The sequence below is a fragment of the Hanstruepera marina genome (assembly GCF_019880635.1).
Classification (GTDB): Bacteria; Bacteroidota; Bacteroidia; order Flavobacteriales; family Flavobacteriaceae; genus Hanstruepera; species Hanstruepera marina.
The window spans coordinates 193,369-219,971 of the sequence record NZ_JAINVX010000005.1; the positions used below are offsets into that span (position 1 = coordinate 193,369).

Annotated in this window: 22 protein-coding genes; all 22 read left to right on the forward strand. The window is 33.8% G+C overall.

The genetic code is table 11. The features are described 5' to 3' along the window. Positions 1-48 precede the first annotated feature (48 nt). A complete protein-coding gene (locus K7G76_RS13325; RefSeq protein ID WP_223034713.1) occupies positions 49-2,352 on the forward strand; it encodes an NADP-dependent malic enzyme in 2,304 nt (767 codons plus the stop codon). Between the two features lie 57 nt (positions 2,353-2,409). Continuing rightward, complete coding sequence (ruvA, locus tag K7G76_RS13330) at positions 2,410-2,991, forward strand: Holliday junction branch migration protein RuvA (protein ID WP_223034714.1); 582 nt, start codon at positions 2,410-2,412, stop codon at positions 2,989-2,991. A 6-nt stretch (positions 2,992-2,997) separates the two neighbouring features. Next, positions 2,998-10,200 (forward strand): T9SS outer membrane translocon Sov/SprA, encoded by a 7,203-nt coding sequence (sov, locus tag K7G76_RS13335; protein WP_255573026.1) that lies wholly within the window; start codon positions 2,998-3,000, stop codon positions 10,198-10,200. A 64-nt stretch (positions 10,201-10,264) separates the two neighbouring features. Then, positions 10,265-10,645: a glycine cleavage system protein GcvH gene (gene gcvH / locus K7G76_RS13340; RefSeq protein ID WP_223034715.1), complete on the forward strand. Its 381-nt coding sequence runs from the start codon at positions 10,265-10,267 to the stop codon at positions 10,643-10,645. After that, positions 10,617-11,021, forward strand: a complete 405-nt coding sequence (locus K7G76_RS13345; RefSeq protein ID WP_223034716.1) for a VanZ family protein — start codon at positions 10,617-10,619, stop codon at positions 11,019-11,021. Before gcvH ends, K7G76_RS13345 begins: the two co-directional genes overlap by 29 nt. Before the next feature lie 59 nt (positions 11,022-11,080). Further along, positions 11,081-11,800, forward strand: a complete 720-nt coding sequence (locus K7G76_RS13350) for an energy transducer TonB (RefSeq protein WP_223034717.1) — start codon at positions 11,081-11,083, stop codon at positions 11,798-11,800. A 115-nt stretch (positions 11,801-11,915) separates the two neighbouring features. Next, the gene (locus K7G76_RS13355) at positions 11,916-12,707 is read left to right on the forward strand and encodes an energy transducer TonB (RefSeq protein ID WP_223034718.1); all 792 of its coding nucleotides are present in this window, start codon (positions 11,916-11,918) and stop codon (positions 12,705-12,707) included. A gap of 112 nt (positions 12,708-12,819) precedes the next feature. Next, complete coding sequence (locus K7G76_RS13360; RefSeq protein ID WP_223034719.1) at positions 12,820-14,919, forward strand: gliding motility protein RemB; 2,100 nt, start codon at positions 12,820-12,822, stop codon at positions 14,917-14,919. Positions 14,920-14,997: 78 nt separating this feature from the next. Further along, positions 14,998-15,597 (forward strand): DUF6705 family protein, encoded by a 600-nt coding sequence (locus K7G76_RS13365; protein ID WP_223034720.1) that lies wholly within the window; start codon positions 14,998-15,000, stop codon positions 15,595-15,597. Between the two features lie 109 nt (positions 15,598-15,706). Then, positions 15,707-16,600, forward strand: coding sequence for a heme o synthase (cyoE, locus tag K7G76_RS13370; protein ID WP_255573027.1), 894 nt, complete (start codon positions 15,707-15,709; stop codon positions 16,598-16,600). A gap of 2 nt (positions 16,601-16,602) precedes the next feature. Next, positions 16,603-17,184, forward strand: a complete 582-nt coding sequence (locus K7G76_RS13375) for a cytochrome c oxidase subunit 3 (RefSeq protein WP_223034721.1) — start codon at positions 16,603-16,605, stop codon at positions 17,182-17,184. Positions 17,185-17,230: 46 nt separating this feature from the next. Beyond that, positions 17,231-18,211, forward strand: coding sequence for a cytochrome c oxidase subunit 3 (locus tag K7G76_RS13380; protein WP_223034722.1), 981 nt, complete (start codon positions 17,231-17,233; stop codon positions 18,209-18,211). A 22-nt stretch (positions 18,212-18,233) separates the two neighbouring features. After that, complete coding sequence (locus tag K7G76_RS13385; protein WP_223034723.1) at positions 18,234-18,614, forward strand: cytochrome C oxidase subunit IV family protein; 381 nt, start codon at positions 18,234-18,236, stop codon at positions 18,612-18,614. Between the two features lie 62 nt (positions 18,615-18,676). Beyond that, positions 18,677-19,384, forward strand: a complete 708-nt coding sequence (locus tag K7G76_RS13390) for a hypothetical protein (RefSeq protein WP_223034724.1) — start codon at positions 18,677-18,679, stop codon at positions 19,382-19,384. After that, complete coding sequence (locus K7G76_RS13395) at positions 19,377-20,129, forward strand: SCO family protein (RefSeq protein ID WP_223034725.1); 753 nt, start codon at positions 19,377-19,379, stop codon at positions 20,127-20,129. The genes K7G76_RS13390 and K7G76_RS13395 overlap by 8 nt, the downstream gene beginning before the upstream one ends. A 5-nt stretch (positions 20,130-20,134) precedes the next feature. Next, on the forward strand, positions 20,135-20,659 hold the full coding sequence (locus tag K7G76_RS13400) for a DUF420 domain-containing protein (protein ID WP_223034726.1): 525 nt from the start codon (positions 20,135-20,137) through the stop codon (positions 20,657-20,659). A gap of 4 nt (positions 20,660-20,663) precedes the next feature. Beyond that, a complete protein-coding gene (locus K7G76_RS13405) occupies positions 20,664-20,891 on the forward strand; it encodes a hypothetical protein (protein WP_255573028.1) in 228 nt (75 codons plus the stop codon). A gap of 82 nt (positions 20,892-20,973) precedes the next feature. Continuing rightward, the gene (locus K7G76_RS13410) at positions 20,974-21,675 is read left to right on the forward strand and encodes an ABC transporter ATP-binding protein (protein ID WP_223034727.1); all 702 of its coding nucleotides are present in this window, start codon (positions 20,974-20,976) and stop codon (positions 21,673-21,675) included. Further along, positions 21,668-22,897 (forward strand): ABC transporter permease, encoded by a 1,230-nt coding sequence (locus tag K7G76_RS13415; RefSeq protein WP_223034728.1) that lies wholly within the window; start codon positions 21,668-21,670, stop codon positions 22,895-22,897. The genes K7G76_RS13410 and K7G76_RS13415 overlap by 8 nt, the downstream gene beginning before the upstream one ends. Position 22,898: 1 nt before the next feature. Beyond that, the gene (locus K7G76_RS13420; RefSeq protein ID WP_223034729.1) at positions 22,899-24,143 is read left to right on the forward strand and encodes an ABC transporter permease; all 1,245 of its coding nucleotides are present in this window, start codon (positions 22,899-22,901) and stop codon (positions 24,141-24,143) included. Positions 24,144-24,165: 22 nt separating this feature from the next. Next, on the forward strand, positions 24,166-25,275 hold the full coding sequence (locus K7G76_RS13425; protein WP_223034730.1) for an efflux RND transporter periplasmic adaptor subunit: 1,110 nt from the start codon (positions 24,166-24,168) through the stop codon (positions 25,273-25,275). Further along, a complete protein-coding gene (locus K7G76_RS13430; RefSeq protein ID WP_223034731.1) occupies positions 25,268-26,602 on the forward strand; it encodes a TolC family protein in 1,335 nt (444 codons plus the stop codon). Before K7G76_RS13425 ends, K7G76_RS13430 begins: the two co-directional genes overlap by 8 nt. The last annotated feature ends 1 nt before the right edge of the window (position 26,603 follow it).

Here is a 26,603-nt window from a genome sequence, read left to right on the forward strand (position 1 = left end):
TTTAAGCATTAGGTTTAGTACATTTGTAAGTCATATAAAAAACTATTTATGAGCAAGCAAAGCAGAAGAAGAGAGGCCTTGGTTTACCATGCCAAGCCTACACCAGGAAAGATAAAAGTAGTTCCAACAAAAAAATATGCTAGTCAAAGAGATTTGTCGTTGGCGTACTCGCCAGGTGTGGCAGAGCCATGCCTTGAAATAGAAAAAGATAAAAATAACGTCTATAAATATACTACAAAAGGGAATTTAGTTGCTGTAATTTCAAATGGTACAGCAGTTTTAGGATTGGGTAATATTGGACCAGAAGCTTCTAAACCTGTTATGGAAGGTAAAGGCTTGCTGTTTAAAATATTTGCTGATATTGATGTTTTTGATATTGAAGTCGACACTGAAAACATCGAAGAGTTTATAGCCACAGTTAAAAATATAGCACCAACTTTTGGAGGTATAAACCTTGAAGATATTAAAGCACCCGAAGCCTTTGAAATTGAACGCCGTTTAAAGGAGGAGTTAGACATTCCTGTTATGCACGATGACCAACATGGTACAGCAATCATATCGGCAGCAGCATTAATAAATGCTTTGGAATTGGCCGAAAAAAAGATTGATGATGTAAAAATTGTGATTAGCGGAGCTGGTGCGGCAGCCATTTCGTGCTCGCGATTATATCAAGCTTGTGGTGCTGTTAGAGATAACATGGTGATGCTAGATAGCAAGGGAGTAATTAGACAGGATAGAGAAAATCTAACTAAAGAAAAGGCGGAGTTTGCTACAGATAGAAAAATAGATACTTTGGAAGAAGCCATGCAAGACGCTGATGTTTTTATTGGCTTATCCATGGCAGATATTGTTACGCCTGGTATGCTTAAAACAATGGCTGCTAATCCTATTGTTTTTGCTATGGCAAATCCCAATCCAGAGATAGCTTATGATTTAGCAATCGATACTCGAGATGATATTATAATGGCTACAGGACGAAGTGACCACCCTAACCAAGTAAATAATGTGCTAGGTTTTCCATTTATTTTTAGAGGCGCTTTAGATGTCCGTGCCACAAAAATTAATGAAGCTATGAAAATGGCTGCTGTAATGGCTTTGGCAGAATTGGCCAAAGAACCCGTTCCAGAGCAAGTTAATATAGCATATGGGGAAACACGTTTAACATTTGGCCGAGATTACATAATACCAAAACCATTCGATCCAAGGTTAATTGCTCAAGTGCCTCCAGCTGTTGCTAAAGCTGCTATGGAAAGTGGCGTTGCACAACAACCTATAACTGATTGGCAAAAGTATGAAGATGAATTATTAGAACGTTCAGGTTCAGATAATAAGATAGTTCGTTTGTTATTAAACCGTGCCAAAATAAATCCAAAACGTGTGGTTTACGCAGAGGCAGATCACTTGGATGTATTAAAGGCAGCCCAAATTGCATATGACGAAGGAATAGCACATCCCATATTATTGGGTAGGCGAGACGTCATTGAAAAACTAATGGAAGAAATCGAGTTTGATGCTGAAGTTCCAATTATCGACCCTAAATCTGATGAAGAAACCGATCGGAAGAATAAATATGCTGAAGTCTACTGGAAACAACGTAAACGTAAAGGAGTAACACGTTATTCAGCTCAAAAAATTATGCGAGAGCGTAATTATTTTGCTGCTATGATGGTTAATGAAGGTGATGCCGATGCTATGATATCTGGTTACTCCCGAAGTTATCCTTCAGTTGTAAAGCCAATGCTTGAGTTAATAGGTCTAGCACCTGGCTCTACTAGGGTGGCAACTACCAATGTTATGATGACGCAACGTGGTCCTATGTTTTTAAGTGATACGTCTATTAATATTAACCCTTCTGCTAGCGACTTGACCAAGATTGCGCAAATGACAGCTGGAGTGGTTAAGATGTTTGGTATGGAGCCTGTAATGGCTATGATTTCATATTCAAATTTTGGGTCTTCAAAAAATCAAACAGCAACAAAAGTTGGTGAAGCCGTAACATATTTGCATAAAAGGCATCCCAATTTATTGGTTGATGGTGAACTGCAAACAGATTTTGCATTAAATAGTGAAATGCTTCAAGATATTTTTCCGTTTTCTAAATTAGCAGGACGAAAAGTAAATACACTTATTTTTCCTAATTTGGAATCAGCCAATATTACTTACAAATTGCTTAAAGAATTAAACAAAGCAGATTCTATTGGGCCAATTATGATGGGTATGCGAAAACCTATTCATATTTTACAGTTAGATGCTAGTGTAGATGAAATTGTTAACATGACTGCCATTGCTGTTATTGATGCGCAACAAAAAGAAAAAAAAGAGCAAGAATTAAATGCAGGAATAGGGCTGTAAACAACTTTGTTTTGTAAATAATTTTATTACATTTGAGAGTTAATAGATTCCTATTTAATGATTTCACATATTCAAGGAAAACTTGTAGAAAAAAAACCAACTAATGTAGTTATTGATTGTGGTGGAGTAGGCTATCATTTAAATATCTCGTTACATACTTTTTCGCAAATTCCCGATCAAGAAAATTTAAAACTTTTTACACATCTTCAAGTAAAGGAAGACTCTCATACGTTATTTGGTTTTTCGTCAACCGAGGAACGTGAAATATTTAGACTTTTAATATCTGTTAGTGGTATTGGATCAAGTACAGCGCGAACCATGTTATCATCGCTAACACCAGTACAAGTTCGTGAAGGAATTGCTGTAGGTGATGTGGCTTTAATTCAGTCTATCAAAGGAATTGGAGCAAAAACCGCTCAACGAGTAATTCTGGATTTAAAAGATAAAATTTTGAAAGTATATGATATTGATGAAAATTCCACAGTTAAAAGCAATACTAATAAAGATGAAGCGTTATCTGCTTTAGAAGTTTTAGGTTTTTTAAAGAAGCAGTCAGAGCGCGTAGTAGACAAAATTCTATCGCAACAACCAGATGCTGATCTAGAAACGATAATTAAACTAGCGCTAAAAAATTTATAATAGATTTTGAATACAACCAACCATAATTTATTAAAAATAAATAAACATTTTCTATTTACAGCTTTTATGCTGTTGTGTTCTGTTTTAGTTTGGTCTCAAGAGCCTGCTACGGAGCAAGACTCTATTCCTACTGGGTATAGTTTAGGCAACATGCAAATGCCAAACCCTAACAGTATTGAATCTAAATACACTTACGATCCTATTACTGACCGTTATATTTATACGGAAACGGTTGGTAGGTTTAATATTAATTACCCTGTTATTTTAACTCCAGAAGAGTTTCAAGAGCTGGTTGTAAAAGAAAATATTAAATCCTATTACAAGCAGCAAATAGACGCTTTTGATGGAAAAAAAGAAGGGTCTGAAGAAGAACAGCGAAATTTATTGCCGGAGTTTTACGTAAATTCAGGCTTTTTTGAATCTATTTTTGGGAGTAACACAATAGAGATTATACCACAAGGTTCCGTAGAGATAGATTTAGGGATTTTATACACTAAACAAGATAACCCTGCCTTTTCACCACAAAACAGAAGTAGTTTTACATTTGATTTCGATCAGCGTATCAGCTTAAGTTTATTGGGTAAAATTGGAACAAGGTTGCAAGTAACGGCCAATTACGATACGGAATCAACTTTTGATTTTCAGAATATTATTAAATTAGAATATACACCAACTGAAGACGACATTATTCAAAAAATTGAAGTAGGTAATGTAAGTATGCCATTAAACAGCTCCTTAATTACTGGAGCACAGAGTTTATTTGGTGTAAAAACAGAACTCCAATTTGGTAAAACAACCATTACCGGAGTGTTTTCAGAACAAAAATCTGATATGCGTACGGTAGTGGCCCAAGGAGGAGGTACTATTGAAGAATTTGATTTTTTTGCTAGAGATTACGATGAAAACAGGCACTTTTTCTTAAGTCATTATTTTAGGGATAATTACGATAGAGCTCTTGAAAGTTATCCATTTATTAATACAAATGTCCAAATTACAAGAATAGAAGTTTGGGTTACCAACAGGGCAAATAGAACAGAAAACGTTAGAAATGTTGTAGCCTTACAAGATTTAGGTGAATCTAATCCAGACCCTAATGAAAACAATGTTTATTTAAACCCAATTCCACCAGGATTTATTAACGTAGGACCCAATGCGTATCCAGATAATGGTAATAATGATTTTGACCCAACGGCAATTGGATCAGGCTCTGTGTTAAATGAAATGATTCGGGATATTGCAACAGCACAACAAGGTTTTGGTAGTTTGTCAACACAGGTTAATGAAGGTTCAGACTATGCAAAACTAGAAAATGCCAGAAAATTACAGCAAGGTCAGGAATATACTGTAGACACGCAATTAGGGTATATTTCCTTAAATCAGCGCTTGAATAATGATGAAGTTTTAGCCGTAGCTTACCAATTTACTGTTGGAGGTCAAGTTTATCAAGTTGGTGAATTTGCTAATGATGGTGTTAATGCTACCGATGTGGATGACAATAGTGGCATTACAATGGTAACAAATAATGCCCTAGTTCTTAAAATGTTAAAAAGCCCAGTTACTAATGTTGACCAACCTATCTGGGACTTAATGATGAAAAATATTTATGATACAGGGGCTTATCAATTGGAAAGAGATGACTTTGTAATCAATATATTTTATAATGAAGCTTCTCCGTTAAACTTTATTACTCCTGTTGATGGTACGCCTTTTCCGGATTTTAACGGAAATCCGATTCAGGAAACCACACTTTTAAAACTTTTCAATTTTGATAGGTTGAACTTTAATAACGACCCTCAACAAAATGGGGATGGATTTTTTGATTTTGTTCCCGGTATAACTGTTATTCCCTCTAATGGTAAAATTGTATTTACAAAAGCCGAGCCATTTGGAGAGTATTTATTTAATACGTTAGCATTAGGTGGTGAGGATTATAATAACCCTTTGAGCTATAACGATAACCAAAGTAAATATGTTTACGATATACTATATAAGGAAACCAAAACAGCAGCTTTAGAAGAAGCTGAAAAAAACAAGTTCTTATTAAAAGGAAGATACAAATCATCAGGTGGTGACGGAATTCCAATTGGAGCATTTAATGTGCCACGTGGTTCGGTTACAGTTACAGCAGGTGGACGTGTTCTGGTAGAAGGCATTGACTATACCGTTAACTATCAGTTAGGTACAGTTCAAATTTTAGATGAAGCCTTAAAATCATCAAACACGCCTATTCAGGTTTCTACAGAAAATAACGCGGTTTTCGGTCAGCAAACAAAACGTTATACAGGAATAAATGTAGAGCATGCGTTTAATGAAAATTTTGTCATAGGCGGAACATGGTTACATTTAAAAGAGAGACCAATAACCCAAAAAGCAATCTATAGTCAGGAGCCAATAAACAATCAAATGTTTGGTTTTAACGGGAACTATTCTACCGAAGTTCCTTTTTTAACACGTCTTGCTAATAAAATTCCGACTATTGATACCGATGTGCCTTCAAATGTTGCCTTAAGAGGGGAATTTGCATATTTATTGCCGGGTGCACCAAGCGGAACAGATTTTAATGGAGAAGCCACTTCGTATGTAGATGACTTTGAGGGTTCGCAAAACAACATAGACTTAAAGTCGCCACAGTCATGGTTTTTATCCAGTAGACCAAAAAACATTAATAATAATAATGATGACCAAAACGGAATTGAACAAGGTTATAACAGAGCTTTGTTAAATTGGTACTTTATTGACCCGATTTTCTATGGTAATCAAGCACCATCTGGAATTTCAGATGATGACATATCTGATTTGTATACCAGTAGGGTTTTTATTAACGAATTATTCCCTCAACAAGATATAGCCCAAGGACAAACAGCTGTATTAAACACTTTAGATTTAACATTTTATCCAGATAGAAGAGGGCCGTATAATTTTCAAACAACGGGTGTTGATATAAGTACCAATACATTATTAAACCCTGAAGATAGTTGGGCAGGTATTTCTAGACAGTTAACATCAACAGATTTTGAACAGGCGAATGTTGAGTATATTGAATTTTGGTTACAAGATCCTTTTCAAGATAATCAAGCAAACCCTGGAGGAAAGTTAGTATTTAATCTTGGAAACATATCAGAAGATATTATAAAGGATGGACGAAAACTTTATGAGAATGGGTTGCCAGCCGATGGTAATGTTGTAGGAGTATTGCCAGAGTCGCCTTCTTGGAATACGGTTTATCCTCAAGACCAATCGCTTATTTATGCCTTTGACACAACTGGTGATGAGCGTACAAATCAAGATGTTGGTTATGATGGTTATAATGATAACGATGAGAGATTGAAGTTTGTTGACTATAGTGGGTTGGAAGATCCAGCGGCAGATAACTATGTGTATTACTTAAATAGAGATGGAGATATTTTTGAACGATACTTGCAATACAATGGTGTAGATGGTAACTCACCTGATACATTTTCAAATACAAATCGTGGTTCAACTACACAACCTGATGTAGAAGATATCAATAGAGATAATACCATGAACACTATTGATAGCTATTTTGAATATGAATTAGATTTAACGCCTGCTACACTTAACCTTAATAACCCTTACATTGTTGATATAAAGGAAGATGAAACTAGACAGTTGCCTAATGGGCAATCGGTTGTTCCAAAATGGTATCAGTTTAGAATCCCTGTTGAAGAATATAGTGATGCTATTGGAGGAATAACAGACTTGCGTTCTATTCGTTTTGCCAGAATGTACCTTAAGGAGTTTTCTGAAAAAACAGTTTTCAGATTTGGAACATTGGATTTAGTAAGGAGTGAATGGAGACGATACTCACAAACGCTAGATTCAGATGGTGGTGATCCAAGTTTGGATAACACCGAATTTACTGTAGGAGTAATTGGAACGATACAAAACGATAATGCTTATCAATCACCTCCTGGAGTTGAACCTCAAGAATTATTCAATAATAATACGGTTATCAGGCAAAATGAACAATCCTTATTGGTTAATGTTTGCGATTTAGAGCCTGAAGATGGTCGTGCAATTTTCAAGAATGTAAATGTTGATATGCGTCAATTTAACCGCTTACGCATGTTCATGCACGCCGAACCGGGTGATGTTCCTGGATTAACTGATGATGATCTTTTTGGTTTTATTAGAATGGGTAACGATTTAACCCAAAACTATTACGAAATTTTAGTACCGCTTAAAGTATCCCAAGGCACATCTAGAGAACAACTGTGGCCTCAAGAAAATGAAATTAATTTGCCTTTGGAAGTCCTTCAGCAAATGAAATCTAAATCTATTGCTCAAGGAACTATTACAGCAACAGATCCAACTTATTACGATGTTGTTAGAGAGCAATTAAGCGAAAATCCTGTTATGGCTTACGATCCATTACCTAGTGGGATAGGTTCGGGAGACGAATATCATCGTGTTGGTATAATTGGTAATCCAAACTTTGGTGATGTAAGGGTTTTAATGGTTGGTGTTAAAAACCGTTCAACAATGGATAAGTGTGCAATATTGTGGTTTAATGAATTGCGTTTATCAGATATGGACAGTGAGGGTGGTTGGGCTGCTACTTTAAGTTTAGATGCTAATGTGGCCGATTTTGTTAGCGTAAGTGCGGCAGGACGAAAAAGCACATCGGGATTTGGAACCATAGAGCAAGGACCAGAGCAACGTAGCAGAGAAGATGTTCAGCAATATGACGTTGTTACTAATGTAAATGTAGGACAATTATTTCCTGAAAAATGGGGTCTTCAAATCCCATTTAATTACGGTGTAGGTGAAGAAAAAATAACACCAAAGTTTGATGAGTATTATCGCGATATTGAATTGCAAACCCAATTGGATAATACCAATAACAAGGATTCTATTTTAAATGTCAACGAGAATTACACCAAGAGAAAGAGTATCAATTTTATTGGCGTTAGAAAAATAAGAACAGGGGAATCTAAACCGCAATTTTATGACGTTGAGAATTTAACTTTTAATTACTCCTTCAATAAGGTTGAACACCGCGATTTTGAAATTGAGAGTTCAGAAGATAAAATATTGCGAACAGGAGTAAACTATGCATTTAATTTTGATCCTTTGGTAATTGAACCATTTAAGAATAACGATTCAATTTTCAGAAGCAAATATTGGAAATTACTCAAGGATTTTAATATTAACCCTTTACCAGCAAGTTTTACGGTTAACACTAACATTAACAGGCAATATAACAGGCAGAAGTTTAGGGAAATTGATTTAGGTGGTGCTAATATTGGGTTAGAAGAATTGTATAAACGTAATTATACATTCGATTTTCAATATGCCTTAAATTATAATTTAACCAAAGCATTGAGTTTTAATTTTACGGCTTCTAATGTTAATATCGTTAGGAATTATTTTAAAGATGGCATTATTAATGGAGAACAAGACCCGACTTTAGATATATGGGATGGTCTTTTTGATTTTGGTGATCCTAACACACAGTTTCAACAGTTAGGTGTAAACTATCAAATACCACTCAATAAAATACCAACATTTGCATTTATTGATGCCACGTATTCCTATACCGGAGATTTCCAATGGCAAAAAGGGTCAGATTTATTTAGAGAGCTCGAGGTAAATGGTCAAACATATGATTTGGGTAATGTGGTTTCAAATGCCAATCAACATAATTTAAATACAACATTAAATATGAATAAGTTGTACGATTATATTGGTTTGAAGAAAAAACCAGTAAGGCGTACACCAACAGCAAGTCAGCCATTATCAAGGGAGGCCGCTGCAAAACAACAAGCTGGAAAAAATGACGGTGAAAACCCTAAAAAGCAGCAGAAGATTAAAAATGATACAGGAACCAAATTATTAAACGTTGGTGTAGATGTTTTAACTAGTATTAAGCGTGTAACCTTAAATTATTCTGAAACAAACGGGACATATTTACCAGGCTATTTACAAACACCAGGCTTTATAGGTACATTAAAGCCTACTGCAGGATTTACATTTGGTAGCCAACGTGATGTACGTGAAAAAGCAGCAAGGAATGGATGGCTTACATTATACCCAGATTTTAATGAGCAGTATACTACAAACCATATAGAGCAATTTGATTATTCAGCAAATTTAGAACCAACAAGAGATCTTAAAATTGATTTGGTAGGCAACAGAACCTATGCGCAAAATTATACCGAGAATTACCGTGTTAATCAAATAGGTGACGATTTAGAGTATGAGTCGCTTACACCGAATACCTTTGGGAACTTTTTAATATCTACCGTTTTAATTAAAACAGCTTTCAGTAAAAGCGATGAATTTCAATCTAAAGCTTTCGAGACCTTTAGGGATAACAGGTTAATAATAGCTAATAGATTAGCGGAGAATTTTTATGGAACCACAAACTTCCCAGTAGATGCCGAAGGCTATCCAGTTGGGTTTGGAAAGAATAATCAAGCTGTATTGCTACCTTCGTTTTTATCGGCTTATACAGGAAAAAGTTCAGATAAAATTTCACTTTCCGCTTTTAGAAGCTTCCCTATTCCAAATTGGGATTTAAAATACACGGGCTTCATGAACTTCAAATGGTTTAAAGATAAATTCAAGCGTTTTTCAATAGTTCATGGTTATAGATCAACTTATAGTATTAATCAGTTCAGAACAAATTTAGATTACGATGCTGAAAATCCAACCGAATTAGACCAAGGTGGTAACTTTAAAAATGAAAAGTTGTATAGCAATATTAACTTGACAGAAATGTTTAGTCCATTGTTTAGAATTGATATGGAAATGAAAAACTCCATAAAAATTCTTTTAGAAATGAAAAAAGACAGATTACTTTCATTAAGTTTTGATAATAATTTAATGACTGAAATTCAGGGGAAAGAATATATTGTAGGTTTAGGGTATAGGGTAAAGGATGTTAGAATTAAATCTAAACTTGCGGGACCTAAAAAAATGATAGTAAGTGATTTAAATTTAAAAGCCGACGTTGCAGTAAGAGATAACCTAACCATAATTAGATATTTAGATTTAAATAATAATCAGGTGACTTCTGGACAAACAATCTGGTCAACAAAGTTTACTGCAGATTATGCGTTTAGCAAAAACCTTACAGGGATTTTCTATTTTGATTATGCCTTTGCAGAGTATGCTATTTCTACGGCATTTCCGCAAACAACTATTCGTTCAGGAATAACCTTGCGATACAATTTTGGTAATTAGTCATGAATTGTTTGATTTTAAAAACCTATTAAATACATTTGCGAAACTCTTATTATAAAACATTATGAATATTCCATCAGATTTAAAATACACTAAAGATCACGAATGGGTGAGATTAGAAGGCGATGTTGCCGTAGTTGGTATTACCGATTTTGCTCAAAGTGAATTAGGTGATATTGTTTATGTAGAAGTAGAAACAGTTGACGAAACTTTGGAAGCTGATGAGGTTTTTGGAACTGTAGAGGCTGTTAAAACGGTTTCAGATTTGTTTTTGCCAGTTTCTGGAGAAATCATTGAATTTAATGAAGCTTTAGAAGATGAGCCAGAAAAAGTAAATGGAGACCCTTATGGTGAAGGTTGGATGGTAAAAGTAAAATGTGCTGATATCTCTGATGTTGATGGCTTAATGTCTGCCGATGAGTATAAAGAGCTTATTGGTGCTTAAAAAGCAAGCCTTACTATTTTCAACCCTTTATACAGTTACACTTTTAATATTCAGCTTAATCACTATCGATTTAGGTGGAATAGAATCGTTTGCACCTTCGTTTGGAGATAAAATATTTCATTTTTGTGCTTATGCTTTGTTAACCTTTATTTGGGTTTATACTTTAAACACGCGATTTAAAGTGCAAAAAAATAAAGCTATTGCTTACGTTTCTGTTAGCGCTATGCTTTTTGGTATAATTATTGAAGTACTTCAAAAAGTGTTTACAAACACGCGTCATTTTGATGTTGAAGATATAACCGCAAATGTACTAGGGGTATTACTAACTGTGCTTGTTTTCTTATTTAACATAAAAAGAGACGTTAAAAAATATTAATCACTTGTTTAATTTCCATTTAATTGGTTATTTTAGCGAGCAGTAATAAATTTATAATTATGGAACCGAAGAAAAACCCTAAAGCTAATGTTGGAAGAAACAGTTCGCTGTTTTTTGCTATTGGATTAGCGTTAATGCTTTTTTTAACAAATTATGCAATTAACTTCAAAACTTACGATAAGGCCGCAATCGACATTGGTAAGTTAAATTTAGATGAAGAATTAGACGAAGAAGTTCCAATTACCGAACAGATTGCAACACCTCCACCACCTCCACCACCTCCTGCAGCTCCAGAAGTAATTGAAGTTGTAGAAGACGAAGAAGAAGTTGAGGAAACTGTAATTGAATCTACTGAAACTAGTCAGGAAGAAGAAATTGTAGAGGTAGAAGAAGTAGAGGTAGAAGAAGTAGAAGAAGATATAGAAGTTCCGTTTGCAGTTATTGAAAACGTTCCGGTTTTTCCTGGGTGTGAAAAAGGTGATAACAATGCAAAAAAGGCTTGTATGAACGAAAAGATAAATAAGTTTATTGCTAAAAAGTTTAATACAGAATTAGCACAAGAATTAGGCTTATCTGGTATTCAGAAAATCAATGTGTTCTTTAAGATTGATAAAAATGGTAATATAGTAGATATTCAATCTAGAGCGCCACACCCAAGTTTAGAAAAAGAAGCTAAACGTGTTGTAGGTTTGTTACCAAAAATGAAGCCAGGAATGCAAAGGGGTAAAGCCGTAAGAGTTCCATATTTCTTGCCAATAAAGTTCCAGGTACAAGATTAAAAATACCTCATAAAGGTTAAATATAAAATCCCGTTACAATTTCTGTAACGGGATTTCTTTTTTGGTATGCTTATTGTGTTTTTATCATAATATTAACAATTTAAACTATAGTATTATGATTTTTTCAAAGAAAAATCACGACATCATTCGGCAAAATGATAAAGTCGTGAAAAAACCTCACAAGCATGATGCAAATTTACAAAAAAACTCTGCCCTTTACTTTCAGGTAGGATTAATTCTGTGTCTATTATGTGCCTACGGATTATTAGAAATGAAGTTTTATAAATCCGAAATTGTAATTCCAGAATTCACAATGGTTGAAGAACCACAAACCGAATTCACGATGGATAAATATGAAATTTACAAAAAACCTGTTGAAAAGGTAGTTGAGCTTCCAAAAAAAGAGCCTAAAAACCCAGAAGAGTTTGATGTAAGGGAAAATGATTCAGATGTTAAAGAAACTGCAAGTCAAGTATTCACTGAAGACTCACCAAATACAGACAAGGCATTAGATCCAGGAGATATTGATGTTCCTAAAGAACCTGAAGAATTCAATATTATGTTGGTCGAGCAAGTTCCTATTTTTCCAGGGTGTGAAAATGCTATTTCAAATGATGCCCGCAGACAATGCATGTCAGATAAAATGGGTAAGTTTATTCAGAAAAAATTTGATACACGAAAAGGAACCAATTTGGGATTGTCAGGTGTTCAAAAAATTTATGTAAATTTCAAAATAAACAAATTTGGCGATATAGAAATTTTGGAAACCAGTGCTCCACATGATAATTTGGCTAAAGAAGCCAACAGAGTAATTAACAAATTACCAAGCATGATTCCCGGGCAACATGGTAATAAAAAAGTTGATGTATTATACACCATTCCTATAATTTTTCAGATTAGGAATTAAATAGAGCAATTTCAATATTTTAAAGCCGTTATTGTAGTACTATGATAACGGTTTTTTGCTATGTGGCTAATCAAAAAAATAGTATCTTTCACCACGAATAAACGCGATTTACATGATTAAAAAAGCATTTTCCGTATTACTTTTTTTAATAGGTTTCACCAGTGTTGCACAAAATAATTTATTTAACGAAAAGCCGCCAGTTTTTCCTGATTGTGCAACAGTTTCTACAGATTCTTTACAGCAATGTTTCGATACACAAGTTTTTAAACACATCTTTAATAATTTTAAGGTTCCAGATGTGGTTTCAGAAAACAATTATAAAGGAGAAGTAGTTGTCTTGTTTGAAGTAGATAAGGAAGGCGCGTTTCGAGTGATTTATGTAGACGCCATGTATAATGAGCTTAAAGATGAAACTAGACGTGTTTTTAATGAGTTTCCAAAAATTGAACCGGCTACATATAATGGTAATGCGACGTTCAAACAATATTCCATGCCTATTCCAATTCCGTTAATAGATAAATCCGTTCAAACAAAAGATTTAGCATCAAATGATGAGCTGACCGAATTGGAACAAGGCGCAAAAACAGAATATGACCAAGTCAACCAAAACCTCAAACCTTTTTCCAATCGCGAGTATACCAGTCAATTAAACATTCCGTTTACGCATAGTTACTATGCACAATTTGAACGCAGTGTAAATTTAGTGGGTACCAACAGTCATACAGGTTCTAAACCATTTATATATGAAGATATTGCTAAATATTATGATTTTGGTGCGGAGAAAGAGGCTTTAATGAAAGACAAATCTTCATTTGCGGGAAGAAAACTATGGAACGAGCGTTTGGTGAGGGTAGAAGGAAAGGATTATTGGTTTGCCATTGATCCTATTTTTGATTTTGAGTTGGGAAAAGATACTGAAGCAGATTTTAACAACACCTACAATAATACGCGAGGTATTAACATACAAGGTGGTCTGGGCAAACGATTCAGTTTTTACACCTCATTTTTTGAAAGCCAAGGGCGTTTTGCACAATATTACAATCAGTACGCCGAGTCTATTAAAGCAGCTGACGAAGTAGCCATTATTCCTGGACGTGGCATTGCAAAAGATTTTAAAGATAATGGTTACGATTATCCCGTTGCTGAAGCGTATTTGTCTTATACGCCAGCTGATTTTTTAAATATACAATTTGGTCATGGTAAAAATTTTATAGGTGATGGTTATAGGTCTTTATTCATAAGTGATGCCGCTACCCCTTATCCATTTTTAAAACTAAATGCGACATTTTGGAAAATAAAATATACCAGTACGTGGACGTGGCTGCGTGATGTAAGACCAGAAGTTGAAGAAGATGGTGCGTATTTGCCAAAATATATGGCCACACATTTTTTAAGTTGGAATGTTTCAAAACGCCTAAATGTTGGTTTTTTTGAATCGGTTATCTGGAATAATGCTAATAATCGTGGTTTCGATATTAACTACTTAAATCCAATAATTTTCTTCAGAGCTATTGAGTTTGAAACAGGACAAGGTGCTGGAAATGCCTTGTTGGGATTGTCATCTAAATTCAAGTTAAATGACAATATGAATGTTTATGGGCAGTTAATAATTGATGAATTTTCAACAAGTGATGTTTCTGGAGGCGAAAAAAGTTGGAAAAACAAATTTGGTTACCAATTGGGATATAAATATTACAATGCCTTTAAAGTTAAAAACTTAATGTTGCAATTGGAATATAATCGTGTTCGTCCGTATACCTATTCACACAACACCATTGTATTGAATTATGGGCATAGTAACCAATCTATGGCGCATCTTTGGGGATCAAATTTTAGTGAATTGGTGCTTATTGGTCGTTATCATTATAAACGTTGGTTTGGAAATGCCAAGTTAATTGTTGGTGAACGCGGTTTGGATTTTAATGATGGTATAGATAATTTTAGTTATGGAGGTGATATTTACAGAAATTACAACGATAGACCTTTTGATACAGGAGTTACAGTAGGTCAAGGAAACAAAACAACCAGTTTGTTTGCCAACATACAAGCAGGATATCTTATAAATCCAGCAACTAATTTGAAACTTTTTGCAGATGTAACCTTTAGGGATTTTAATCCAGAAGTTGAAAACACAGCTACTAGAAGTAGTAATACAATTTGGTTTAACATAGGTATTCGAACGGACTTATTCAATTGGTATTTTGATTTTTAGATACCCGTTTACTCAATGTAAAAACTACTTTACTAATTCTATATTAGATATTTTATATAGATGCTATAATTTTACTTTATGAGAAGTTTTATTGTTTTATTATTAATTACTTCATTTAGTTGTGCATCTCAAACTCCAGTAATATCGATGACAAATTATGAAAATGATGACGATATTGAATTAACTGATGGTTGCTATGTAAAAGATGTAGAAAATAAATATGCCCCATTTTTAGGTATTTGGGAATGGGTCGAAGGCAATAATGTACTTACTATTATTGTGGAAAAAGTTGAGTTAGTTAATAGACCACATAGTAACCATTTTAGAGATTATTTAGTAGGTAAATATAAATACGTGGAAAATGGAGTGGAAATTATTAATACTTTAGATTGTAATATAACAAGTACAAATATGTGGGATGGGGCTACCGTTCCTTTCTACACTAGTGGGTATTATTCAGACACAGAGTTAATTTTTGATTTTATTGATATTATTAATGAAAAATTTTCTAATTCTAGTATTGAGCTCATTAACCCGCTTGAAGTGCCTGGAGGAGGTATTATAGCTACTGAAGCACATTGGAGGATATCAAATAAAGAACAAAAAATGATTAATAATTTACCGAACATCTCAGAAGGCTTTTCTATACCAACAGATGTTGTTTTAACTAAACAATAAACTACTAAATACCATTAGATTTAAGGTTTTTTAAAAGTATTTAATTGCTCAATACTATTTTTACAAGTATCTTTGCGGTCGCAATAAACCGCGATAAATAAAAGAGCAATTGACTACTAAAAACCAGACTATAACTTCTGTTTCATGGATAACAGATTTTAAAGAAATCACGAAGATGCGTTTAGCATTAAGCGTGGTGTTTTCCTCACTAGCTGGTTATCTTTTAGGTGCTGAAACTATTGATGTAAAAACGTTAGTGCTTTTGGCTTTTGGTGGTTACTTTATGGTAGGAGCGTCTAATGCGTTCAACCAAATAATTGAGAAAGATTTAGATGCCTTAATGGATCGAACCAAAAACAGACCTGTTCCAGCAGGACGCATGTCTGTAACCACGGCTTTTATTATTGCATCAATTTTTACGCTTCTAGGAATAATCATTCTGTATGTCATTAATCCGCAAACAGCTATGTTTGGGGCTATTTCAATATTTCTATACACCTGTGTGTATACACCATTAAAAACCAAAACGCCTTTGTCGGTTTTTGTGGGTGCTATTCCAGGAGCCATTCCATTTATGTTAGGTTGGGTTGCCGCTACAGACGATTTTGGTATCGAACCAGGAACCTTGTTTGCTATTCAATTTTTTTGGCAATTTCCGCATTTTTGGGCTATCGGATGGTTTTTATATGAAGATTATAAAAAAGGAGGTTTTTTTATGTTGCCAACAGGAAAACAAGATAAAGCAACAGCTGTTCAAACTATAATGTATACCGTTTGGACTTTGTTAGTATCATTAATTCCAGCTTTTGGTATTACAGGACGTTTATATTTAACACCTATTTCAGCTATTGTTGTTGGGTTATTAGGAATAGGAATGTTGTATTACGCCATTCAGCTATATAAGAAAATGACCGTTCAAGCTGCAAAGCAATTAATGTTGGCCAGTGTTTCATACATTACATTGCTTCAAATAGTTTACGTTTTAGATAAATTTATTAGATAACCATGGATTTAACCCAAGGAACCCAAGAAGAGAAAAATAACAGAGCAAAAAAAATGATGCTATGGTTTGGTATTATTTCACTTATCATGTCTTTTGCCGGCTGGACCAGTGCTTTTGTTGTAAGTAGTAGTAGACCAGATTGGCTGTCAGATTTTGAATTACCACAGGCTTTTATTGTAAGTACAGTAGTTATTATAATAAGCAGTATAACATTTTTATTGGCAAAGAGAAGTTTAAAAAATAATAATGCCAAAACAACTTCATTGTGGTTAATTATAACCTTTGTTTTAGGGTTAATTTTTATTTACAATCAATTTAGAGGCTTTCAAGAAATAATTGATTTAGGTTACAATTTTACAGGGCCAACAAGTAATGTAACCATGTCTTATATATATTTAATAGCTATAATGCATATTTTGCACGTGGTTGTTGGGCTAATCTGCTTGTTGGTGGTAATTTATAATCATTTTAAACAAAAGTATAATACATCGAAAATGCTTGGTTTTGAACTAGCAGCAACCTTTTGGCACTTTATAGATTTGCTTTGGGTGTATCTCTTTTTGTTTTTATATTTCTTTAGATAAATAAATTGATTATTTTTGTGCAACTTTTATAAACTAAACCTTAAATATGAGTACTACAGTTGTAAATACTGGAACAGAAGGTAAAACTTGGGGAGGCGGAAACGAACCGCTAAAAGCAAGTTACGGTAAAATGATGATGTGGTTTTTTATCGTATCAGATGCCTTGACGTTTTCAGGTTTTTTAGCAGCCTACGGGTTTTCAAGATTTAAATTTATTGAGTCCTGGCCAATAGCAGACGAAGTTTTTACCCACGTACCTTTTTTACATGGTCAAGAATTGCCAATGATTTATGTGGCGTTCATGACTTTCGTTCTTATTATGTCGTCGGTAACTATGGTTTTGGCTGTTGATGCCGGTCATAAAATGAACAAGACCAAAGTAACTTGGTACATGTTCTTAACTATTATTGGTGGTTTAATTTTCGTTGGTTCTCAAGCATGGGAATGGGCTACGTTTATTAAAGGAGATTATGGTGCTATACAAACAAAAGGTGGTAACATTTTGCAGTTTGTTGATACTGAAGGGAAACGTGTTGCTTTAGCTGATTTTGTAGTAGCTGAAGAGAAATACAGATCTGAACACGAACGTAAAAACGGTCTTTGGTTCGTACAAGAAGGTACGCTGCCAACTTACACGGTTGATGAGGTAATTAAAGGTTTAGAGTCGCATGAAAATGTTTTAGTTAGAACACAAGTAATCAATGAGGAAGGTGAAAAAACAGTGCTTTCTCGTGCAGAGTCTCTTAAACAAATTAAAGAAAATGGTAAAGCAGTTGTTGAAGGCGCTAACCTTTATGTAAATGAATATGGTTCGCCATTATTTGCCGATTTCTTTTTCTTTATAACAGGATTTCACGGATTCCACGTATTTTCTGGAGTTGTCATTAATATTATTATTTTCTTTAATGTAATATTAGGGACGTATGAAAAACGTAAGAGCTATGAAATGGTTGAAAAAGTAGGGCTTTATTGGCACTTTGTAGATTTAGTTTGGGTATTTGTATTCACGTTCTTCTACCTTGTTTAATTTCAGATAATAGAATAAAAAAATGGGACACGAACATAAATTAGAAATATTAAGAGGATTAGTAAAGTTTAAATCCAATACTCAAAAAATTTGGGGTGTATTAATATTATTGTCGATAGTAACAGCAGTAGAAGTTGCATTGGGTATATACAAGCCTGAAGCTTTAATGACCCAAGTTCTTAGTATGAAATTGTTGAACTGGATATTCATTATACTTACAATTGTTAAAGCTTATTATATTACTTGGGACTTCATGCACATGCGTGATGAAACCAAAGCATTAAGACGTATGGTAGTTTGGACTGCTGTGTTCTTAATTTGCTATTTAGTATTTATATTGTTGCAAGAAGGCGGTTATATTGAAGGTGTTTATTCTACAGGATTTGTTAAAAGAGACTTTTAATTAACACAATATTATAAAGAGATTAAGGCGGTTTTTAAACCGCCTTTTTTTATTTTTGCATTATGAATAAAAAGCTCATAAAAAGAAACGTCATACTTGGTGTATTGTTCTTACTTCCAGTTATGTTTGTTTTAATTTTATCATTATCAAAGGACAATTATAACACCTTGGATATTGTAAAGGAAAACGTTGTAGAGTTGCCTAAAAATAACGCTAATGTACAGCTCGAAGGGCATATTACCGTTTTAGCTTTTTTAGGAAAAAAACCGTTAGATAAAGTTATTTCAGCATCAAACTTAAAAGAGTTGGTTTACGATAAGTTTAAAGGCTTTAAAAAATTTCAAATAGTAGCTGTTGCAACTTCAGACGCTCAAAAAGATGCAGAAGAATTGTACAAAGAGATTGCAACATATGAAGATTTAAGGTTTTGGCATTTTGTGTATGCAAATGAAGATGAGATTCTAAAAACTTTTAAGGGATTAAAAGCAGATTTCGAATTAGATTCCAATTTATCAACAGATAATGTGTTTATAATAGATACAGATTTAAACCAGAGAGGAAGAATAGATGATAGAACAGATAATGAAAAAGCTAAAGATAAACCGGTCTATGGTTTAAATTCCTATGACTGCATTGAGGTTGCAGTAATAAAGAATAAAATGGGTTCAGAAGATTTACGTGTTTTGTTTACTGAGTACAGGCAAAAGCGAAAAGGAAATTTTGACTCAACATCTAGAAGAGCTAACGATTTAAACGAAAGTAATGAGTAAAAAACAAAACTATTCATTTGTTGGTATCGCCTTTATAATATTGGTGTTCGGAATAATTTTTATTCCTAGAATTGTAGATCGCATATCAAATGGAGATACGGTTCGTAGTGATAGTAGAAGTCAGAATGTTGCAAATGGAGATGTTAATTCTACCAAGTCAGACCTTGTATTTTTAAATATAAATGGTGCCCCAAAAAAAGTGCCTGAATTTAGCTTTACAAACCAAGAAGGTAAAATTATTACAGATAAAGACTATTTAGGGAAAGTGTATGTTGTTGAATTCTTTTTTACAACCTGTCCAACAATTTGTCCACGAATGAATAAAAACTTAATTGAAATTCAAGATGAATTTAAAGGTCTAGAAAATTTTGGTGTAGCATCATTTACCATTACACCTGAAATTGATACACCTGAAGTCTTGAAAGCCTATGCCGAAAGATATGGTATAACAAATTCAAATTGGCATTTAATGACAGGGGAGGAAGAAAAAATCTACGAATTAGCTAATGTAGGTTTTAATATTTATGTTGGAAAAGATGATAGTGTAGAAGCAGGTTTTGAGCATTCAGGCAATTTTGCACTCATAGATAAGCACGGGTTTATTCGATCAAGGAAGGATGAGTTTGGAAACCCTAAGATTTTTTATGCAGGCATTATAAGTGAAGAAGAACAAGTTGATGACGATGGTATGAAAGAAGAAATAAGTATGTTAAAAGAAGACATCGCTAAACTACTAAAAGAGTAATAGTAATGAATAACGTAAGCGCAGAAAGCAAAAAATATAATAAATGGATTGTAGTTTTATCTATAGTTATTCCAATAGTAGTGGCCGCTTTATTTGGGGTAAGATTAGATGTTGAATTACCTGTGTTTTTACCTCCAATTTATGCTACAATTAATGCAATTACTGCTTTGGTTTTGGTACTTGCATTTATTTCAATCATTAACGGAAAGCGTAAGATGCATGAAAGATTAATGAAGTTTGCCATTATTTTGTCTGTGGTGTTTTTGCTTATGTATGTAGCCTATCACATGACTAGCGATTCAACTAAATATGGAGGAGAAGGATTTATGCGTTATTTTTATTTTACAGTGTTGGTTTCTCATATTTTAATGTCAATTATAATCATACCTTTTGTATTAATAACCTATGTTCGGGCAATTACAAACGATTTTGAAAGACATAAAAAAATAGCACGATACACATTTCCATTATGGTTATTTGTGGCTATTTCAGGGGTTGTAGTTTATATCATGATTTCACCTTATTATTAAAATATTGAAAAAAATTATCTTCATAGCACTCATTGTATTTCTTTTCAGTACCCCTTCTGAAGCACAATGTGCTATGTGCCGAGCTGTTTTAGAAAGCGAAGAAGGTCAGGGTGTAGCCAAAGGAATAAACGATGGGATTATTTACTTAATGGCTGTGCCTTACATACTTATAGGCGGTTTAGGCTTCTTAATTTATAAAAAGTTTAACAAGACTAAAAAAGACAAGCCTTAATTAATATTTACTTTTGTTGTAACATTTTTTCCTTTAGGTAGTCTAACTAATAACATAAAGGGAAATAAACCAAAAGTAAATTATGCTAACCATAAAAAAACTGCACAAATCTTACCCAATTGGAGATAGAAGTTTACATGTTTTAAAAGGAATAGACCTTTCTGTAGATGAAGGCGAAATGGTTGCCATTATGGGTTCTTCAGGATCGGGTAAATCTACTTTACTGAATATTATAGGCATGCTTGATGAGGCTGATGAAGGCGAATATATTTTAGATGGTGTCACCATCAAGAATCTTACCGAAAAGAAAGCAGCTATATATAGAAATAAGTTTTTAGGCTTTATTTTTCAGTCGTTCAATCTAATCAATTATAAAACAGCCCAAGAAAATGTTACTTTGCCCTTGTATTATCAGGGATTAAAGCGAAAAGAGCGCCAAGAAAAGTCTTTATTTCATTTAGAAAAAGTTGGGTTACGTGATTGGGCAGACCACCATCCAAGTGAGTTGTCTGGTGGGCAAAAACAACGTGTAGCTATTGCACGTGCATTGGCTGCAAACCCTAAATTGCTTTTGGCTGATGAACCCACAGGTGCATTAGATACCAAAACTTCGTACGAAATTATGGCTTTCCTGCAACAATTAAATGATGAGGGAAAAACACTTTTAATTGTAACCCACGAAGAAGATATAGCCAATATGTGTAAGCGTATTGTACGCCTTAAGGATGGTGTGATAATGGAGGATGTTAAAGTAGATCAAGTAAGAGCAGAACAGTATGTTTGATAGAGATCTTTGGCGGGAAATACTTCAAAGTATTAATAAAAACAGAACCAGAAGCTTACTCTCTGGTTTTACCGTTGCATTTGCCATATTATTGTTTGCCATATTATTTGGTTTGGCAAAAGGCCTGGAAAACACTTTTGCTGAAGCATTTGTTGACGATGCTAATAATTCAATTTTTATACAATCTGGTAGAACTACAAAAGCAAACAAAGGCCTGCAGGCAGGTAGACGTATTCAATTTAAAAATGAAGATTACGATTATTTAAAAGAAGATTTTGGTGACGACGTACAATATATTACGTCACGAATTTACAGGAATGTAACTGCTTCTTTCCGAAACGAAAAGGACAACTATTCGGTTCGCGCAGTACATCCTGATCATCAATATCTTGAAAAAACCTTAATGAAAGAAGGTAGATATATCAATCAGCTAGATATTGATAATGAAACCAAAGTGGTGGTTATTGGTCGTTTGGTTGAAGAGGATTTATTCCTTAAAACAACAGCTCTTGGCAAGTATCTTAATATGAATGGTATTCAGTTTAAGGTTGTAGGTGTTTTTACAGATGATGGAGGCGATAATGAAGAGCGTTTAATTTACATGCCTGTATCAACGGCTCAACGCATTTATGGTAATAATGATTATGTTGATCAAATTAACCTAACCTATAATCCGGATATGGATTTTGATGAAGCCATTTCGTTTGGAAGATTGATTACCGATAAAATGAAGGAACGTTTTGATGTTGCTGATGATGACCAAAGAGCCATTAGGGTAAGAAATATGGCAGAGGGGACTAAAGCTGTTGGACAAATGACATTTGCTTTAGGAATTATAATTTTAGTAATAGGGTTTGGAACCCTAATAGCCGGAATTGTGGGTATTAGTAATATCATGATATTTATTGTAAAAGATAGAACAAAAGAGCTTGGTATTCGTAAAGCATTGGGTGCATCACCACGTTCAATTGTATCCATTATCTTATTAGAGTCAATTTTAATTACAGCTATTGCAGGATATGTAGGATTGTTAATGGGAGTTGGGGTATTAAGATTAGCTGAACCTATGTTAGAGACCTATTTTATTAAAGACCCAGGAGTTAGTACCACGCTTATTGTTAGTGCTACCATAACCTTAATTGTAGCAGGAGGAATTGCGGGATATTTGCCAGCGAAAAAAGCATCACGTATTAAACCAATAGTAGCCTTAAGAGACGATTAGTATGTTTAAGTTTTTATTTGAAAGAGATACTTGGCAAGAAGTATTTGATAGTCTTAACAAAAACAAATTGCGTTCCATATTAACTATGGTAGGTGTTTGGTGGGGAATTTTGTTGTTAATAGCATTATTGGGTTCTGCACGTGGATTGGAAAATTCATTTAATAGACTTTTTGGAAGTTTTGCAACTAATAGTGTTTTTATTTGGGGGCAAAGTACTAGTAAACCTTTTAAAGGCTTTCAAGAAGGTAAACGTGTTAGGTTGTCTTTAACTGATGCGAAAAAAGTAGAAGAAAATATAGAAGGTATTGAATTTGTTATTCCAAGAAATCAAAATCAAGGCTTGGTTGTTAGGGGAGAATTGTCCGGTACTTTTGGAATTAATGGCGATTATCCCTTGTTAGACAAGGTACAGAAAGTAAACTTAATGCATGGACGCTTTATTAACCAAAATGATATTGACAACAGAAAAAAAGTAGCTGTAATTTCTGAAAGTATTTACAAGCAGGTTTTTGAAAAAGACGAAGAGGCCATAGGAGAGTTAATCCAAATTAATGGCATGAATTTTATGGTTGTTGGTTTGTTTGAGGATTCCAATATTAATATGGGACCAAGAACCGAGATTCATATTCCTTTTACAACGTTTCAGCAAATCTACAATCAAGGTGACCAGATTGGATGGATGATGATTACTGGAAAACCTGAATATGATATTAGGCAAATTGAAGAAGACTCTAAATTAATGCTGAAAAACTTAAATAAAATTCATCCACAAGATAAACGAGCCTTTGGTAGCTTTAATTTAGGTAGTGAATTTGCTAAAATGACAGGGTTTTTAACAGGTATGCAGTTTCTAACGTGGTTTGTGGGAATTGCAACACTTATTGCAGGTGTTTTTGCCATTGGAAATATCCTTCTTATTACGGTTAAAGAGCGAACCAAAGAAATTGGTGTAAGACGCGCTTTAGGAGCCACGCCATTTGAAATTAAAAGGCAAATTGTAGTAGAAGCTGTTACCTTAACGCTAATAGCAGGTTTTTTTGGAATAATAAGTGGTGGTTGGATTTTAATTGCGTTGGATTCAGCTTTTGGGCAAGGTCCAGATGCTACAATTGTAAACGCATCAGTATCAATTGCAGTGGTTTTTGTAGCCATCATCATATTAGTAATACTAGGAACATTAATAGGTTTGATACCTGCGTTTAAAGCGACGAGTATTAAACCAATAGAAGCCTTAAGAGAAGAATAGAATAATCAATCATAAATTTAAAATGAACAAAACAGTAAAAATAATCATTGGTATAGTACTATTGGTGCTATTTGTCTGGGTAATAAAATATTTTAAAGACTCAAATTCTAAAGAAATTGAAGAGTTTAAAGTAGAAGAGCCTTTTTATACCTCTATTAATACCAAAGTGGTAGCGACAGGAAAGTTAAATCCTGAAGAAGAAATTGAATTAAAACCTCAAATTTCTGGGATTGTCGATAAAATTTTAGTCGAAGAGGGAGACATTGTTAAGAAAGGCGACCTTATTGCTAAAATTCGTGTCGTGCCAAATGAGCAGACTTTAGTTAGCGCGCGTAGTCGTATAAACACCGCGCAATTGTCTTATGATAATACAAAAATACTTTATGATAGAAATAAAGCATTATTTGAAAAAGGTGTTATTTCAAAACAAGATTTTGAAAACAGTGAGTTGTCTTTTAATCAAGCAAAAGAAACATTAAGACAAGCACAAAACGATTTTCAAATCATTAAACAAGGATCTTTATCAGGAGGAAGCTCTGCAAATACAAACATTGTTGCCCAAATACCTGGAACAGTTTTAGAAATTCCAATTCGTGAAGGAGATCAAGTAATTGAGAGTAATAACTTTAATGCCGGAACAACCATTGCTACTGTGGCAGATATGAGCAAAATGATTTTTGAAGGAAAAGTCGATGAAGCCGAAGTTGGAAAACTGGAAGAAGGAAAAGAAATTATTGTAGTTTTAGGAGCAATAAACCAACAAGAATTCCCTGCAAAATTAACCTTTGTAGCACCAAAAGGAATTGAAGAAAATGGAGCTGTACAGTTTACTATCAAGGCTGATGTTGAAGTAGAACAGTCAACTAAAATAAGAGCAGGATATAGTGCCAATGCAGAAATTGATTTAGAAAGTAAAGATAGTATTTTGGTTGTAAAAGAGTCGTTATTACAATTTAACAGAATTACTGAAAAGCCTTTTGTAGAGATATTAAAAGAAGATGGCACTTACGAAGAGAAATATGTGGAAACTGGAATTTCAGACGGTATAAACATTGAAATTAAAGATGGTGTAAGTGAAGGCGATAAAATAAAAGTATGGAACAAAGCATCAAAAGACAATGAAGATGAATAACATAAGAATTGTAATAGTTTTTACAGTAATAGTATTCTCATACCTAAACTCTTTTGCTCAAGAACAAAAAGTTTGGACATTAGAAGAGTGCGTGAATTATGCTATTGAAAACAATATTTCTGTGCAACAAGGCGAGAATACATTATTGATTAATGAACAGGATGTAATTGCCAGAAATGGAAGTAGGTTGCCCTCTTTGGATTTTAGTGGAAGACAAGGTTTAACGTTAGGTAACCAGGAAATATTTCCAGGGCAATTTGTTGACCGAACAGCTAATAGTACAAACTTGGGAATTAATGTAAATCAAACTATTTTTAATGGTTTTAGACTTACAAATTTATACAAGCAATCACAATTAACTCTTGAACGTAATCAGTTAGAATTAAATAGGATAAGAGATAATATTTCCTTAAACGTTGTAAATTCATATCTAAACGTATTATTTAACAAGGAGAATTTAGAAGTTGCACGTGCTCAATTAGAATTCACTAAAAAGCAACTTGAACAAACTAAAGAGTTAGTGGATGCGGGCTCGCAACCCAGAGTAAATGTTTATGATGTTGAAGCTACATTAAGTAGTGATGAGCAAAATTTAACAGTAGCTGAAAATAACTATAATTTGGCCATTTTATCTTTATCTCAATTATTACAATTACCTTATGAGGGATTTGAAGTTCAAATTATAGAAATTGATAGCCCATCTGCAGCATTAATGTATAGTGATATTAATCAGATTTTAGATTATGCTTTTGATAACCGTTACGAAATTAAGGTTGCAGAAAAGGATATTGAAAGCGCAGAATTAAGTACAAAAATTTCAAAAAGTGGTTTCCTTCCTATTGTGTCATTTAACTATGGATTTGGCACTAACGTATTCTATACCAACTTAAGAGATGATGAGGCCTCATTTGTTGATCAGTTAAACGATAATAAATCACAAAGTTTTGGCTTGAGTTTAAGGGTTCCAATTTTTTCTCAATTCCAAAATAAAACTGCTGTTGCGCAAGCGCAAATTCGTGAGGACAATGCAAAGCTGAATTTAGAACAAGCTAAACTAGATTTAGAGAGTAATATACAAAGAGCTTTTACTGATGCGCAAGCGGCTTTAAAGGCCTACGAAGCTGCTAAAAAATCAGTAGCGGCTCAAAAATTGGCCTTTGAAAACTCACAAGAGCGCTATTCACTTGGCGATATGAATTCTTTTAATTTAGAACAATCTAGAATTCAACTTATAAATGCTCAATCACGTTTAATAAATGCGAAATATGATTTTGTATTTAAAACAAAAGTATTAGATTTCTATTTAGGAAAACCTATAACCCAATAAG

Excerpts from the sequence above, each read along its gene's own strand:
- K7G76_RS13325 (WP_223034713.1), top strand. The coding sequence starts at position 49 with ATGAGCAAGCAAAGCAGAAGAAGAGAGGCCTTGGTTTACCATGCCAAG.
- ruvA (WP_223034714.1), top strand. The coding sequence starts at position 2,410 with ATGATTTCACATATTCAAGGAAAACTTGTAGAAAAAAAACCAACTAAT.
- gcvH (WP_223034715.1), top strand. The coding sequence starts at position 10,265 with ATGAATATTCCATCAGATTTAAAATACACTAAAGATCACGAATGGGTG.
- K7G76_RS13345 (WP_223034716.1), top strand. The coding sequence starts at position 10,617 with ATGAGTATAAAGAGCTTATTGGTGCTTAAAAAGCAAGCCTTACTATTT.
- K7G76_RS13350 (WP_223034717.1), top strand. The coding sequence starts at position 11,081 with ATGGAACCGAAGAAAAACCCTAAAGCTAATGTTGGAAGAAACAGTTCG.
- K7G76_RS13355 (WP_223034718.1), top strand. The coding sequence starts at position 11,916 with ATGATTTTTTCAAAGAAAAATCACGACATCATTCGGCAAAATGATAAA.
- K7G76_RS13360 (WP_223034719.1), top strand. The coding sequence starts at position 12,820 with ATGATTAAAAAAGCATTTTCCGTATTACTTTTTTTAATAGGTTTCACC.
- K7G76_RS13365 (WP_223034720.1), top strand. The coding sequence starts at position 14,998 with ATGAGAAGTTTTATTGTTTTATTATTAATTACTTCATTTAGTTGTGCA.
- K7G76_RS13375 (WP_223034721.1), top strand. The coding sequence starts at position 16,603 with ATGGATTTAACCCAAGGAACCCAAGAAGAGAAAAATAACAGAGCAAAA.
- K7G76_RS13380 (WP_223034722.1), top strand. The coding sequence starts at position 17,231 with ATGAGTACTACAGTTGTAAATACTGGAACAGAAGGTAAAACTTGGGGA.
- K7G76_RS13385 (WP_223034723.1), top strand. The coding sequence starts at position 18,234 with ATGGGACACGAACATAAATTAGAAATATTAAGAGGATTAGTAAAGTTT.
- K7G76_RS13390 (WP_223034724.1), top strand. The coding sequence starts at position 18,677 with ATGAATAAAAAGCTCATAAAAAGAAACGTCATACTTGGTGTATTGTTC.
- K7G76_RS13395 (WP_223034725.1), top strand. The coding sequence starts at position 19,377 with ATGAGTAAAAAACAAAACTATTCATTTGTTGGTATCGCCTTTATAATA.
- K7G76_RS13400 (WP_223034726.1), top strand. The coding sequence starts at position 20,135 with ATGAATAACGTAAGCGCAGAAAGCAAAAAATATAATAAATGGATTGTA.
- K7G76_RS13410 (WP_223034727.1), top strand. The coding sequence starts at position 20,974 with ATGCTAACCATAAAAAAACTGCACAAATCTTACCCAATTGGAGATAGA.
- K7G76_RS13415 (WP_223034728.1), top strand. The coding sequence starts at position 21,668 with ATGTTTGATAGAGATCTTTGGCGGGAAATACTTCAAAGTATTAATAAA.
- K7G76_RS13420 (WP_223034729.1), top strand. The coding sequence starts at position 22,899 with ATGTTTAAGTTTTTATTTGAAAGAGATACTTGGCAAGAAGTATTTGAT.
- K7G76_RS13425 (WP_223034730.1), top strand. The coding sequence starts at position 24,166 with ATGAACAAAACAGTAAAAATAATCATTGGTATAGTACTATTGGTGCTA.
- K7G76_RS13430 (WP_223034731.1), top strand. The coding sequence starts at position 25,268 with ATGAATAACATAAGAATTGTAATAGTTTTTACAGTAATAGTATTCTCA.